Origin of the sequence: Phenylobacterium sp., from assembly GCF_030693625.1 — a bacterium.
Taxonomy (GTDB): Bacteria; Pseudomonadota; Alphaproteobacteria; order Caulobacterales; family Caulobacteraceae; genus Phenylobacterium; species Phenylobacterium ferrooxidans.
This window is the reverse complement of the sequence record NZ_JAUYAF010000066.1, coordinates 74,339-89,196: the sequence shown is the minus strand read 5'-3', so window position 1 is coordinate 89,196 and position 14,858 is coordinate 74,339. Positions and strand designations below refer to the sequence as shown.

Genomic DNA, 14,858 nt, shown 5'->3' with positions numbered 1-14,858 from the left:
CCTGCTCATCCTCAGCTCAATAGCTCAGGGGTTAGCGGTCCCTCCACCGACAGTCCGCCTGGCGCGCCAACGCCAGGCGGACGTCCCGGAAGACAGCCACAATCTAGCACCACCCCAACAGACAAGGGGTCGCGCTCCGCTTTCGGAACAATAACCGTCATCCCGGGCGACCCGCAGGGGAGACCCGGGACCCAGGTGACTGGGCTGGACTCCTGGGTCCCGGCTCTCCGCTTCGCTGCGGCCGGGTTGACGGAGTGACTTTGCCTGAGAGGTCTATCGACCCCTCATCCGACCCTGCTCCGCAGGGCCACCTTCTCCCGCAAGGGGAGAAGGACGCGTAGTCGCTTCCACCCCAGCAGATTCTCGGCGAGGTTGGCGCCCATGTTGACCCTGCTCGCCTTCGCCATGGTGGCGACCTTCATGACCTTGATCATGACAGGCCGCGTCTCGGCCCTGGTGGCCTTGATCCTGACCCCCGTCGTCTTCGGCCTGCTGGCCGGGCATGGCTCCGACCTGGGTCCGATGATGCTCGACGGCGTGAAGGCTCTGGCGCCCACCGGCGTGATGCTGGCCTTCGCCATCCTGTACTTCGGCCTGATGACCGACGCGGGCCTGTTTGATCCCCTGGTGGCCGCGATCGTCCGCGCGGTCGGCGGGGACCCCGTGCGGATCGTCGTGGGGTCGGCGGTGCTGGCCCTGGTGGTCTCCATGGATGGCGACGGGTCCACCACCTACCTGATCTGCTGCGCGGCCATGCTGCCGCTGTACCGCCGCATGGGGCTCAATCCCCTGATCCTGGCTTGCCTGCTGATGCTGGCCTGCGGGGTGACCAACATCACCCCCTGGGGCGGGCCCACCGCGCGGGCGGCCAGCGCCCTGCAGCTGGACGCCGCCGACATCTTCGTTCCGATGATCCCCAGCATGCTGGCGGGGATGGCCTTCATCCTGCTCGTCGCCTGGATCCTTGGCCGGAGCGAGAGGAAGCGGCTGGGCGCCCTGTCCTCCACCGGCCAGCTGCGCGCGCCCGACGATGAGGCGCTGGTCCGCGACCTGACAGACGACAACGACCGCACCGAGCGGCCGAAGCTGATCCTGGTCAACCTGGCCCTGACGCTTGGCCTGCTGGCGGCCCTGATCCTGGGGGTGCTGCCGCTGCCGGTGCTGTTCATGATCGCCGCGGCCATCGCCCTGGTGGTGAACTACCCCTCGCTGGCCGCCCAGAAGGCGCGGATCGCCGCCCACGCCCCCAACATCCTGCCGGTGATCGCCCTGATCTTCGCGGCGGGCATCTTCACGGGCATCCTCAACGGCACCGGGATGACGCAGGCGATGGCGGGCAGCGTCACTGGCCTGATCCCGCCGGTGCTGGGTCCGTACCTGGCGCCGATCACCGCCCTGCTGTCCATGCCCTTCACCTTCTTCATCTCCAACGACGCCTTCTATTTCGGCATCCTGCCGATCCTGACGGAGGCCGCGGCGACCTATGGGATCAGCCCGGTGGAGATGGCGCGGGCCTCGCTCACCGGCCAGGCGGTTCACCTGCTCTCGCCCCTGGTGCCGTCCACCTACCTGCTGGTGGGCCTGGTTCGGGTGGAGCTGGCCCAGCACCAGAGGTTCACCCTGGCCTGGGCCGTGGCCCTGTCCCTTGTCCTGCTGACCGCAGGAATCCTCACCGGGATCATTCCCCTGACTGGCTAAGGCGTCGCGTCGCGGTTAGGCTTGTCCCAACAAGATATTTCGGAGGGACGGCGCCATGGTCTTCAAGATCAACGTCAACGGCAAGAGCCAGAACGTGGACGTCGAGGAGGGCACGCCCCTGCTCTGGGCGCTGCGCGACGGGCTGGGGATCCTCGGGCCGAAGTTCGGCTGCGGCGTCGGCCAGTGCGGCGCCTGCACCGTCCATGTCGACGGCCAGCCCGTGCGCTCCTGCTCCCTGCCCATCGAGGCGGTGGGCGCGGGCAAGGTTGTGACGATCGAGGGGATCGGCGCCACCGCCAACGGCAAGAAGATCCAAGCCGCCTGGACCGAGCTGGACGTCGCCCAGTGCGGCTACTGCCAGCCCGGCCAGATCATGTCGGCCACCGCCCTGCTGAACGCCACGCCCAAGCCGGCCGACGCCGATATCGACGCGGCGATGAGCGGCAACATCTGCCGCTGCGCCACCTATGTCCGCATCCGCGCGGCGATCAAACAGGCCTCCGGCCAGAAGGTGGAGGCTTAAGATGGCCGACGGTTTCACCGAGGGCGCCTCGCGCCGCGACCTGCTCAAGACCGGCGCCCTGGCCGGCGGGCTGATGCTGTCCTTCAGCGTGGCCGGCAAGACCGACGCCGCGCCGGCCGCTGAGGCCAAGCTCAACGCCTATGTCAGCCTGACGCCCGACAACAAGGTCACCATCGTCTCCAAGAACCCGGAGATCGGCCAGGGCATCAAGACCTCCCTGCCGATGATCATCGCCGAGGAGTTCGACGTCGACTGGGCCCAGGTCACCACCAAGCAGGCCGACGGCGACCCCGCCACCTATGGCCGCCAGTTCGCCGGCGGCAGCATGGCCACTCCCCTGCACTGGGACGAGCTGCGCCGGGTCGGCGCCGCGGGCCGGGCCATGATCGTGGCCGCCGCCGCCCAGACCTGGAACGTGCCGGTCGCCGAATGCACCACGGCGCTTGGCGTCGTCTATCACAAGGCCTCTGGCAAGAAGGCGACCTATGGTTCGCTCGCCGCCAAGGCCGCGACCCTGCCGGCTCCGGACCTGAAGACCGTGCCGCTGAAGGACGCCAAGGACTACAAGATCCTCGGCCGCTTCATGCCGCAGGTGGACAGCGCCGGCCTGGTGACCGGCAAGCCGCTGTTCGGGATCGATGTGGTGGTTCCCGGCATGCTCTACGCCACCTTCGACAAGGCGCCGGTGTTCGGCGCCAAGGTGGCCAGCGCCGACCTGGCCGCCGCCAAGGCGGTGAAGGGTGTGCGTCACGCCTTCATCGTCGAGGGCGGAACCGAGCTCAGCGGCCTGCTGCCCGGCGTGGCGGTGGTGGCCGACAGCTGGTGGCAGGCCCACAAGGCCCGCGAGAAGCTGAACATCCAGTGGGCTGAGCATCCCACCTCCAAGCAGTCCACCACCGACTACGACGCCCAGGCGCTGGCGCTCTCCAAGGCCGCGCCCCTGCGCACCGAGCGCAATGACGGCGATGTGGCGGCCGGGATGAAGGCGGCCAGCAAGACGGTGGAGGCGGCCTATTCCTATCCCTTCATCGCCCACGCCGCCCTGGAGCCGATGAACTGCACCGCCGCCTTCAAGGACGGCAAGCTGGAGATCTGGGCGCCGACCCAGAACCCGGAGCCGGGCCGCCAGCTGGTGGCCAAGACCCTGGGCATGGACCCCGCCGCCATCAGCCTGCACATGACCCGCTGCGGCGGCGGCTTCGGTCGCCGGCTGGCCAATGACTACATGGTCGAGGCGGCCTGGATCGCCAAGCAGGCCGGCGCGCCGGTCAAGCTGGTGTGGAGCCGTGAGGACGACCTGCGGCACGACTTCTACCGTCCGGGGGGCTACCACTTCCTGTCGGGCGGCGTCGATGCGAGCGGGGCGGTCACCGCCTGGCGCGACCACTTCGTCAGCTTCGGGAACGACGGCAAGTTCGCCTCCAGCGCCGGCATGTCGCAGAACGAGTTCCCGGCCCGCTTCGTGCCCAACTTCCGCTACGACCTGTCGCTGATCCCCACCGGGGTGCCGACCGGTCCGCTGCGGGCGCCGGGCAGCAATGCGCTGTCCTTCGTCATGCAGTCCTTCATCGACGAGCTGGCCCACGCGGCGGGCGCCGATCCGGTGGCCTTCCGCCTGAAGCTGCTGGGGGACGGGGCCATGGTGGGGACGCCGGGCCAGAGCGGCTACGCCGCCGACCGCATGCGCGGCGTGGTCAAGCTGGCCGCCGAGAAGGCCGGCTGGGGCAAGACCAAGCTGCCCAAGGGCACGGGCATGGGCATCGCCTTCCACTTCAGCCACATGGGCTATTTCGCCGAGGTGGTGCAGGCCACGGTCGCGGCCGATGGCGCGGTGAAGGTGGACAAGGTGTGGGTGGCCGCCGACGTGGGCCGCCAGATCATCAATCCGGCGGGCGGGATCAACCAGGTGCAGGGCTCGGTGCTCGACGGCCTGTCGGCGGCGCTCGGCCAGCTGATCACCATCGAGAACGGCGCGGCGGTGCAGGGCAACTTCGGCGACTATCCGCTGATGCGGATCGCCGACGCGCCGCCGGTGGAGGTGCACTTCCTGATCACCGACAACCCCCCGACCGGCCTGGGCGAACCGGCCCTGCCGCCCGCGCCGCCGGCCCTGTGCAACGCGATCTTCGCGGCGACCGGCAAGCGGATCCGCAGCCTGCCGATCAATACCGAGGCGTTGAAGAGCGTCTGACCGCTCAAGGGCCTCGGCGTCTTCCGCCGAGGCCCTTCGTCGGGCTAGGGTGGACTTGAAGACGCGGTGACAGCCCGCGCGTAGCGGGTGGAGACATGACGGATATCCTTGAGCCGCCGGCGAAGACGACCCGTGGTCCGACCCGCCGGTTCGAACAGCGCAAGACCGCCATCGTCGCCTCCGCCGTCGAGGTGCTGAACCGCAAGGGTGTGCGCGGCATGACGCTGGGCGAGGTGGCGGCCAGCCTGAACCTCGTGCCCACCGGGGTGATCTACTACTTCAAGAACAAGGAAGAGCTGGCGGCCGCCTGCTTCCTGAAGGGCGTGGAGGGGTTCAGCCAGTTCCTGGTCGCTGGGGAGGCCGGGACCGATGTGCGGGACCGCCTGACCCGGTTCTTCGACGCCTATCTCGACTATCACCGTCGCATGGCCCTGGCCGAGGTCGAGCCGCTCACGACCTTCAACGACGTGCGCGCCCTGAACTCCCCTCCGGTGAACGACGCCTATGTGGCGATGTTCCGCCGCGCGCGGGGCCTGCTGGACGGTCCGGAAACCGCCAGCCTGACCCGCCTGGAGCTGAACGCGCGCGCCCACATGCTGCTGTCGGAGATCTTCTGGGCGCCGGTCTGGCTGCACCGGCACGATCCCGAGGACTATGGCCGGGTCACGCAACGCCTGCTGTCGATCACCGCCGACGGCCTGGCCGCGGCCGGCGCCGTGTGGGATCCCAGGCCGCTGCCGGGCCTGATCCCCGAGCCGCCCGAGGGCGGAGAGATCTCCAGCGAGCTCTTCCTGCGGGCGGCCACCGAGCTGATCAACGAGGAGGGCTATCTCGGCGCCTCGGTGGAGAAGATCTCGGCCCGGCTCAATGTCACCAAGGGCGCCTTCTACCACCACAACGAGACCAAGGATGAACTGGTGGAGGCCTGTTTCGAGCGCACCATCGAGGTGATGCGCCGGGCCATCCGCCAGGCCGAGGCCGTCACCACCGATGGCCTCCAGACCCTGGCCACCGTGGCCACGGCCCTGGTGGAGTACCAGATGTCAGGCAATGCGCCCCTGCTGCGGACCTCGGCCCTGACCTCGGCGCCGGAATCCATCCAGCCCAAGCTGGTGGCCAAGTTCGACCGCATCTCCGACCGCTTCGCCTCGCTGATCAGCGACGGAATCGCCGACGGCTCCATTCGGCCCATCGACACCAATATCGGCGCCCAGGTGATCACCGCGGCGATCAACGCGGCCGCCGAGCTGCGGCATTGGGCGGCGGCGGTGACGCCGGGCCAGGCGGTGAACCTCTATGTGCGGCCGCTGTTCGAAGGGCTGTTGTCGCCTCCGGTGCGCTGAAACCAAGACCAATGAGACGGCCGAGAGCCTTTTAGGATCAGATGGAATCATCTGATCCGTTCAAAAAGGCTCTCAAACATAAAGTTAGAACGCGCCGGACGGGTTAACCGGGGTCCACTTAACCCTGGCGCGCTCTGGCGGCCGCGAAAGGGTAGGGGACGTGAAGAAGCTTCTGATCGCCAACCGCGGCGAGATCGCCGTGCGTATCGCCCGCACCGCCGCCGAGATGGGGATCGCCACGGTGGCGGTCTTCGCCGAGGATGACGCCTCATCCCTCCATACCCGCAAGGCCGATGAGGCGATGGGGCTGAAGGGCTCGGGCCCCGCGGCCTATCTCGATGGCGCGCAGATCCTGGAGATCGCCAGGCAGGTCGGCGCCGACGCCGTCCATCCGGGCTACGGCTTCCTCAGCGAGAACGCCGCCTTCGCCCGGGCCTGCGCCGAGGCGGGCGTGACCTTCGTGGGGCCGAGCCCCGAAACCCTGGAGCTGTTCGGCGACAAGGGGCAGGCCCGGGCGCTGGCCGCCCGCTGCAATGTGCCGATCCTGCCGGGCACCGACGGCGCCACGACCCTGGAACAGGCCCAGGCCTTCCTGGCGGGGCTGGGCGCCGGCGGGGCGGCGATGGTCAAGGCGGTCTCCGGCGGCGGAGGCCGGGGCATGCGTCCGGCCCGGTCGGCAGACGAGCTGGAGCAGGCCTTCGAGCGCTGCGCCTCCGAGGCCCTGGCGGCCTTCGGCGACGGCTCGCTCTATGTCGAGCAGTTCCTGCCCCGGGCCCGGCATATCGAGGTGCAGATCCTCGGCGACGGGACCAGCGTCTCTCATCTCTGGGACCGCGAGTGCAGCCTGCAGCGCCAACGCCAGAAGGTGGTGGAGGTCGCGCCGGCCTCGACCCTGCCCATGGCGATCCGCGAGCGGCTGTTCGAGGCCGCCGTCGCCCTGGGTCAGGCCGCCCGGTATCGCAGCCTGGGGACCGTGGAGTTCCTGGTGGAGCCGGGCGGGCGTCTGGTGTTCATCGAGGCCAATCCGCGCCTGCAGGTGGAGCATACCGTCACCGAGGAGGTGCTGGGCCTGGACCTGGTGCGCCTGCAGATCGAGGTGGCGCGGGGTAGCTCCCTGGCGGACCTCAACCTCACCCAGGACGAGGTCCCGTCGCCGCGCGGCGTGGCGGTGCAGGCCCGCGTGAACCTGGAGACCATGGGCGCGGACGGCTCGGCGCGGCCGGGCGGCGGCCTGCTCTCGGCCTTCGAGCCCCCGTCGGGGCCTGGGGTCCGGGTCGACGGCTTCGGCTATGCCGGCTACCGCACCAGCGCCCGCTACGACTCCCTGCTGGCCAAGCTGATTGTCCACGCAGGCTCCGGCGGCCTGCCCGTCGCCGTGGCCAAGGCGCACCGGGCGCTGTCGGAATTCAAGATCGCGGGCGCCCCCACCAATATCGGCTTCCTGCAAAGCCTGCTGGCCCATCCGGCGGTGGCGGCGGGCGAGGTCCACACCCGCTTCATCGAGGAGACCATGGGCGAGCTGGCCGCCACGGCCGACGCCCCCAGGCTGTACTTTGAGTCCCCCGCGGCCGGCGGTGTCGCCAAGCGCGCGGGGGTGCAGATCGACGCGGTCGATCCCCTGGCGGTCCTGGCGCTGGGCAAGGCCGAGCGGGTCACGGCCGATCCCGAAGAGGATGAGGCCGAGGGACCGGAGGGGACCAGGCCCCTGCGCGCGCCGCTGCAGGGCACGGTCATCGCGCTCACCGTCGCGGTCGGCGACACGGTCCGCGAGGGCCAGGCGCTGTTCATCATGGAAGCCATGAAGATGGAGCATGTGGTCTCCGCCGCCTTCTCCGGCGTGGTGCGCGAGATCACGGTGGCGCAGGGCGACACCGTCTTCGAGGACCATCCCCTGGCCTTCCTCGAGGAGGTCGAGGTGGAAGGCGGCGCCGGCGAGGCCGAGGAGGTGATCGATCTCGATTTCATCCGCCCCGACCTGGCCGAGGTGCTGGAGCGCCATCGGCTGACCCTGGACGCCGCGCGGCCCGAGGCGGTGGCCCGGCGCCGGAAGACCAGACAGCGGACCACGCGGGAGAACGTCGACGACCTCTGCGATCCGGGCACCTTCACGGAATACGGCGCCCTGACCATCGCGGCGCGCAGGCGGCGCAACACCCTCGACGAACTGATCGCCACCACCCCGGCCGACGGCATGGTCATGGGGCTGGGCCAGGTGAACGGCGACCGGTTTTCGGAGGACAGGGCCCGGGTCGCGGTCATGGCCTATGACTACACGGTGCTGGCCGGCACCCAGGGCGCGCACAACCACGAGAAGCTCGACCGGATGAGCGAGATCGCCCTGCGCTGGCGGGTGCCCACCGTGTTCTTCACCGAGGGCGGCGGCGGGCGGCCCGGCGACACCGAGGGCGGCGGCTTCACCCGGGGCTTCGAGTTCTGGGGCCGGCTATCAGGCGCCGTGCCCCTGGTGGGGATCAATTCCGGCCGCTGCTTCGCCGGCAACGCCGCCATCCTCGGCTGCTGCGACGTGATCATCGCCACCAAGGATTCGGCGCTGGGCATGGGCGGGCCGGCCATGGTGGAGGGCGGCGGCCTGGGCGTCTTCCGCCCTGAGGAGATCGGCCCGCTCAAGGTCATGCAGGCCAATGGCACCATCGACGTCCTGGCCGAAGATGAGGCCGACGCCGTGCGCCTGGCCAAGCAGTACATCTCCTATTTCCAGGGTCCCGTGGCGGACTGGACCTGCGCCGACCAGCGGCTGCTGCGCCGTTCGATCCCGGAGAACCGGCTGCGGGTCTATGACGTGCGCAAGGTGATCGAGCTGATCGCCGACGAGGGTTCGGTCCTGGAGCTGCGGCCCAAATTCGGCCTGGCCATGATCACCGCCCTTGTCCGTATCGAGGGACGACCGGTCGGCGTGTTCGCCAACAATCCGCACCATATCGGCGGGGCCATCGACGCCGACGCCTCGGACAAGGCCGCTCGCTTCATGCAGCTGTGCGAGGCCTTCGACATACCCCTGCTGTCGCTGTCGGACACGCCCGGCAACATGGTGGGACCGGAGGCGGAGAAGACCGGCCTGATCCGCCACTGCTCGCGGCTGTTTGTGATTGGGGCCAACCTCACCGTGCCGATCTTCTCGGTGATCCTGCGCAAGAGCTACGGCCTGGGCGCCATCGCCATGACCGGCGGCAGCTATCAGGCCGCCATGTTCTGCGTCGCCTGGCCGACGGGCGAGTTCGGCGGCATGGGGCTGGAGGGTTCGGTCAAGCTCGGCTACCGCAACGAGCTGGCGGCCATCGCCGACCCGGTGGAGCGCAAGAAGAGCTTCGACGAGCGGGTGGCCCGGGCCTATGCGGCGGGCAAGGCTCTGGCGCGGGGGGCGGGGACCGATCTCGACGACGTCATCGACCCGGCCGACACCCGGCGCTGGGTTGTGTCGGGGCTGAAGTCCCTGCCTCCGGTCCCCGTGCGCACGGAAAAGAAGCTGCGCTGGATCGACTCCTGGTAGGCGCCGTCCCAGAGCGAGGCGCGCGAGATCGCCCCGGGTGGCCATCGCAGCTTCCTCCTCGCCCCCGGACAATCCGCCGCAGGCAGTCTCGGCGAACATTGTTCTGTATTAACCGATTTTTCAGCGGCGAAGCTTAGGCGGTTTACGTAACGTTTACCCTGTTTTTCCTGGGTTTTCCCCACGCCCGCCGAGCCGGCGGCAACCGCAAGAGCCGCCAATGCTGAAGACGATCAAGGCCAAGCTGACCTTTTCCATCGGCGCCCTGGGCGCGGCCCTTGTGGTCATCGGCCTCTGCGGCTGGTTCGCCCTGGATTTCGCCAACGCCAAGATCAAGACCATCGTCGCCGATCGCGTGGTCCCCATGGAGCAGCTGAAGACGGTCAGCGACATGTACGCCGTCAGCATCGTCGACACCGCCTGGAAGGTGCGCACCGGCCAGCTCCCCTGGGCCGACGGCCAGGCCAGGGTCAACACCGCCACCGCCGAGCTCCACAAGTCCTGGAGCGCCTATTCCCAGACCAGGATGACGCCGGAGGAGACCACCCTGGCCCAGGGCGTCACCTCGGCCATGACCGGGGCCGACACCGCCGTCACCAAGCTCCAGACCCTGCTGGCGGCCCAGGACCAGGCCGGCCTGGATACCTTCACCGCCGCCGAGATGTATCCCGCCATCGAGCCGGTGTCCGACAAGGTCAGCGCCCTGGTCGACCTGCAGATCTCCGCCGCCCGCGCCGACGGGGCCGCCGCGGCCCGCGCGTCGGACCTCTTCCACCTGGTGATGGGCGCGCTGAGCCTGGCCGCCGCCGGCATCCTGGCCTTCGGCTTCAAGATCGTCATCGGCGGCGTGTCGCGCCCGCTCCAGGCCATGACCAGCGCCATGCGCCGCCTGTCGGGGGGCGACAACAGCGTCGAGGTTCCGGCCGTGGGCCGCGCCGACGAGATCGGCGAGATGGCCGCCGCCATGCTGGTCTTCAAGGCCGGCAGCATCGAGCGTGAAAAGCTGGCCGCCGAGGCCGCCAACTTCCAGCAGGAGCTGGACCGCAAGCTCAAGGAGATGGAGGCCGCCTTCGAGGCCTCGGGCCTGGCTCAGAAGGCCGTGGTCGAGGCCATGGGCCGTGAGCTGCAACGCCTGGCCCGCGGCGACCTCACAGCCCGCCTCAGCGAGAGCGTGGCGGCCGAGTACCAGCGCCTGCAGACCGACTTCAACACCGCCGTGGCCCAGCTTCAGGACGCCATGGCCGGCATCGCCAGCTCCAGCGGCGGCATCCGCAACGGCGCCAACGAGATCTCCCAGGCCTCCGACGACCTGTCGCGTCGCACCGAGCAGCAGGCGGCCGGCCTGGAAGAGACCGCCGCGGCTCTGGAGGAGATCACCGCCACTGTCACCCGCACCGCCCAGGGCGCCGCCCACGCCCGCGACGTGGTGGCCAAGACCACCACCGACGCCGACGACTCGGCGCAGGTGGTGCGCTCGGCCGTCGAGGCCATGGGCAAGATCGAGGCCTCGGCTCAGGAGATCAGTCAGATCATCGGCGTCATCGACGAGATCGCCTTCCAGACCAACCTGCTGGCCCTGAACGCCGGCGTGGAAGCCGCCCGGGCCGGAGACGCCGGCAAGGGCTTCGCGGTCGTCGCCTCGGAAGTCCGCGCCCTGGCGCAGCGCTCCGCCGAAGCCGCCAAGGAGATCAAGGCCCTGATCAGCGCGTCCACGGCGCAGGTCAACGAGGGTGTATCCCTGGTGGGTCAGACCGGCGAGGCCCTGGAGCGCATCGCCGTCCAGATCTCGCAGATCAACGGCGTGGTCTCGGAGATCGCCGCCAGCGCCCAGGAACAGGCCACCGGCCTGCATCAGGTCAACACCGCCGTCACCCAGATGGACCAGATGACCCAGCAGAACGCCGCCATGGTCGAGCAGTCCACCGCCGCCGGCCACTCCCTGCGCAACGAGGCCGACACCCTCATGACCCTGATCAACAAGTTCGACGTCGGCGCCGCCGGCGTCGCCCTGCGCCCCGCCGCCCAGCGCCCCAACGCCCGCACCCCCACCGCCCCGGCCCGCCGCATCCCGGCCCCCAGCGGCGCCGCCACCGCCCGCAAGCTCGAACCCCAGGCCCAGGGCGAAGGCTGGGAAGAGTTCTAGAGCCTGATCCGTTGAGGTGGAATCGCTTCGCGAGTCCGCCGATGCGGTGGATCAGGCTCCAGATATAAGCGAGAGCATGATTCACGCATGAGCCGGGACCGCTGCGCGGTTCCGTCTCAAGCGATCATGCTCTAGGGGCGGGGAGGTGCTTTGAAGAGGTCGCCTTGAGCGGTCCCGGTCGCCTGGAGATCCGTGAAACACTGCTCAAGGCGAGCATATCCCGTCGTTTGATCTCAATGCAGGGCCTTGGCCATATCCATGCCCCCGCGCCGGGCGCGCCTGCAACGTTTGTGGCGAATCCAGCGGCTGGCATGACCGTCGTGGCCGCCCAAGTCCCTAAGGAAACGCCCCCGGCAAAGAGCCGAGGGCGCCAGTTGCGGCGGCTATGGGAGGCTGTCGCCGAGCAAATGGTCAGGCGAGCGTCGAAGTCCTCTAGACCCGCTGGCTTATCTTCACGTCCAGTTGCGGATAGAGGTCGTCTCAATATTGACCGGCTTCGAAAGGGACGACGACCTTCGCCGCCCCTTCCGCTCAGCTACTTCGCTAGAAGCGGTACTGGAGCTCCATGCCCAAAAGCCGAGGCGGCGTTATCTCCAGGTTCTGGGCAGCCCCGGTGGCCGGGGCATTGCGCTGGGACCCGGCGACCGCCGCCGCGTAGCCTTCAGTATCAAAGACGTTCTTGACGTACGCTATGACGGTGTACTTGCCGCCGGTCGGCTGCCAGAACGCGCGAAGGTCTACCTGGTCCCAGGAAGGCGCCATGTTGTAGCTGCGCGTGAAGACGTTGGCGTAGGATTCGCTCCGGTAAAGGTAGGTCGCCCCTAGAGTGAGGGCGCCTGCGTCCGTGTCGAAGGTATAGGCGCCGTTGAACGCAACCTTATGCTCGGGCGCTTGCGGGAGCTTATTTCCTTTAACACTGACGGCCGTCGTGGTGACGTTATCGTTGACATCGACGAGCGATACGCTCTCCAGGATTTTGGTAGGGTTGTAGCCGTAATCGAAGGTTAAGCGGATCGGCGGCGCTGGCTGCCAAATCGCGCTCAACTCCAGCCCGCTGGAACGCGACTTGGCGATGTTCACGAACTGGCCGACGTTGGTTGGGCCAACCCTGATCGTGACCGGCGCCTGAAGGTCTCGATAATCAATGTAGAACAAGGCGGCGTTCAGTTGGAGAGTCGGGAAGTTCTTCTTGATCCCGACCTCGTAGGCATTTGCGAACTCCGCATCGGCCTTGGGCACGGCGAGGAAACCGCCGGCGGAGAAGCCGAAGGCCTTATAGCCTCGGCTGTAGCGAGCATAGGCCATCGTGTCGTCGTCCGGTTGCCACTGCAAGCCGGCAGTCCCGGTTGTGGCGTCAGAGGTGTCGCTCAACGCGCGGCTGGCGATGCCCGTCGCGCTGCTGATGGTGTACTGCCGACAGACCCCGGCGGTGCACACGGAGGGACTGGTGACGCCCTTGATCAGTCCCGCGGTGCTCTTTGTCGCAAGGGTGTCGGTCAGGTCAAAGGCGCCGTTGCCTAGGCCACCGAGGCCTGCCAACGCGTTGCCCAAACCAAGCGCCTGCCCGACAGCCGGAAGAGCCCCCAGGTTGCCAAGCAGGCTCCCGTAGTTTGCTGCGGTTCCCGGGCCAAAGCCGCTGAGCCCAAGGGCTGGGTATAGCCCAGGATAGCAAGCATCGGAGTTGCAGACGATGCGGCGGTTCTCGGTCCCGAACTTCTTGTCCTTGGTGTAGCGGAGGCCCACCGTGAACTTCAGGGTGTCGGTGACGTCCCAGTCAACCTGCCCAAAAAGCGCCCGGCTCTGCGTGGTGAGGGCGTAGGTGCCGGTCGACCAGAACTGGTCTGGATTTTGCGCTGCGCCGAGCACTGGCGTTCTCAGGTTGCTGGGCCCGACAAGGAAGAAGTCGGCGGTGCTTCCCGTGCCGGTGTATTTTTCCTGATAGTCGAACGCTCCCACGATCCACTGAACCGGTCCGTCCGTCGTCGAGGAGATGTTGATCTCGTTGCTATACCACTTTGGGTACTCAAAGTAGTGATAGCCGTTGTTGGCGTTGACGGTCAGCGGTGAGCAATTGACCGTGGAGGCGCCGACGGCGAACAACGCGGCGACATTGCCGCAAAGCGACCCGGCCGCCAGCGGGATTTGGTAGGACTGGACGTTGGTGGCGTCTGTGTCCCCGTAGAGATCGTAGTTGTACTCCTGAATTCCGCCCACATACTTAATGTCGAAATTCTGTGCATGGTAGACGAACTGCGTTGTGAATGAATTCACATCGCTTAGGCGTACGCGTTGGGTGAGGTTTGTGTTGAACTTGTGAGAGTCAGTCAGCGCTGGATTGGTCTTCGTGACGCCGCCGTTAAACTGCACAAGGCTGCCGGGTACGATTCCGTTGCTGTAGCCGAAGGCCGAATTGTAAACGACCGGGAAGTTGGGATCGAGGAGGCCTGTCTCGTATTGCCCGTTGAGAAAGCCTGCGCGGGCGCCGGGTCCGCCCCGGTTGTGCCAGGACAGGGTCTTGTATGAGGCCCAGAGTTCAGCGTTCTCACCGAGGTCGGCTTCCAACTGGAGTTGGTATTGATACTCGTCACGTTTGCTGCCTTCAGAAGGGCGGCCATTGACGTTCTCGTAGTAGCCTTCCCGCTGGTCGAGCTTGTAGCCTGAAACCCGATACCTCAGGCCATCCGCAATTGGACCCGAAATCGCAGCCTGGAAGTTTGTGAATTCATAATTCTCCACAATCCCCCGGACCTCCGCGTAGAAGTCCTCAGTCGGCCGCACGGAGATGACGTTGACGGTGCCGCCGATCGCGTTGCGGCCATAGAGGGTGCCCTGAGGGCCGCGCAAAATCTCGACCCGCTCCACATCCAAAGGCGGGCCGCCGGCCAGCACTGTCGAGGTTGTAAACAGGCCGTCCACGTAGATCGACACAGCGCCGTCGACCGAGTGGACGTTGGTGAGGCGGCCTATGCCTCGCATGCTCGCGCGATCGTTTGCAGATTGGTAGACAAAGCCCGGGGTGAAATTGGTCAGGTCCTGCACCGTGCTGATGCCGACCTTGTCGCGCTGCTGGCTGGTGAAGGCCGAGATCGCGATGGGGACGTCCTGCAGGCTTTGTTCCCGCTTCTCGGCGGTGACGACCAGTTCCTCAATCATGTTGGAGCTGCCGGCGGTGTCCTGCGCTATGGCAGGTGCGGAAAGAGCGCCAAAGGCGGCGGCAGAAACGCCCATGATGAGCGCGCTGCGCAAGCGCAGGATTGATGGCATTTTCTTGTCCTCCCAGAGCAGCGAGAACTGACGCCCCGCTTTTCGCCCCACATTGTCGCAATGTTGAAGGCCCGAGGATCGCGACTTTGCCTCGCCCCTAGGTTAATGGTTCGTCTTGAACTTTGGATCTGTCAATCGCCGTTTTTCGTGGTCTTGATGTCGCCATGAGGCGAAACGCCAAATACTCATAG

At 67.5% G+C, this 14,858-nt stretch carries 5 protein-coding genes and 3 pseudogenes; 7 read left to right on the top strand and 1 reads right to left on the bottom strand.

From position 1 onward, the window contains the following. Window positions 1-286: 286 nt before the first annotated feature. The 7 genes and pseudogenes from Q8N10_RS21065 to Q8N10_RS15345 form a co-directional block, all read left to right on the top strand. Window positions 287-367, top strand: a pseudogene (locus Q8N10_RS21065) (hypothetical protein); the annotation flags it as partial. Next, window positions 364-1,698: pseudogene (locus Q8N10_RS15370) on the top strand (CitMHS family transporter); the annotation flags it as partial. The pseudogenes Q8N10_RS21065 and Q8N10_RS15370, both read left to right, overlap by 4 nt. A gap of 55 nt (window positions 1,699-1,753) precedes the next feature. Then, window positions 1,754-2,221, top strand: coding sequence for a (2Fe-2S)-binding protein (locus Q8N10_RS15365; RefSeq protein ID WP_304781184.1), 468 nt, complete (start codon window positions 1,754-1,756; stop codon window positions 2,219-2,221). 1 nt (window position 2,222) lies between these two features. After that, window positions 2,223-4,412 carry a xanthine dehydrogenase family protein molybdopterin-binding subunit gene (locus Q8N10_RS15360; protein WP_304781181.1) on the top strand — a complete coding sequence of 730 codons (2,190 nt, stop codon included), beginning with the start codon at window positions 2,223-2,225 and terminating at the stop codon, window positions 4,410-4,412. 95 nt (window positions 4,413-4,507) lie between these two features. After that, window positions 4,508-5,755 carry a TetR/AcrR family transcriptional regulator gene (locus Q8N10_RS15355; protein ID WP_304781179.1) on the top strand — a complete coding sequence of 416 codons (1,248 nt, stop codon included), beginning with the start codon at window positions 4,508-4,510 and terminating at the stop codon, window positions 5,753-5,755. 160 nt (window positions 5,756-5,915) lie between these two features. Then, on the top strand, window positions 5,916-9,263 hold the full coding sequence (locus Q8N10_RS15350; protein WP_304781176.1) for a carboxyl transferase domain-containing protein: 3,348 nt from the start codon (window positions 5,916-5,918) through the stop codon (window positions 9,261-9,263). A 238-nt stretch (window positions 9,264-9,501) separates the two neighbouring features. Beyond that, window positions 9,502-11,403, top strand: a pseudogene (locus Q8N10_RS15345) (methyl-accepting chemotaxis protein); the annotation flags it as partial. A gap of 543 nt (window positions 11,404-11,946) precedes the next feature. On the opposite strand, the gene Q8N10_RS15340 reads toward Q8N10_RS15345, so the two are convergent. Then, window positions 11,947-14,667 carry a TonB-dependent receptor gene (locus Q8N10_RS15340; RefSeq protein WP_304781172.1) on the bottom strand — a complete coding sequence of 907 codons (2,721 nt, stop codon included), beginning with the start codon at window positions 14,665-14,667 and terminating at the stop codon, window positions 11,947-11,949. Between the last annotated feature and the right edge of the window lie 191 nt (window positions 14,668-14,858).

What these genes read in the sequence shown, in the direction of transcription:
- Q8N10_RS15365 (WP_304781184.1), top strand. Translation starts at nt 1,754, where the DNA reads ATGGTCTTCAAGATCAACGTCAACGGCAAGAGCCAGAACGTGGACGTC.
- Q8N10_RS15360 (WP_304781181.1), top strand. Translation starts at nt 2,223, where the DNA reads ATGGCCGACGGTTTCACCGAGGGCGCCTCGCGCCGCGACCTGCTCAAG.
- Q8N10_RS15355 (WP_304781179.1), top strand. Translation starts at nt 4,508, where the DNA reads ATGACGGATATCCTTGAGCCGCCGGCGAAGACGACCCGTGGTCCGACC.
- Q8N10_RS15340 (WP_304781172.1), bottom strand. Translation starts at nt 14,667, where the DNA reads ATGCCATCAATCCTGCGCTTGCGCAGCGCGCTCATCATGGGCGTTTCT.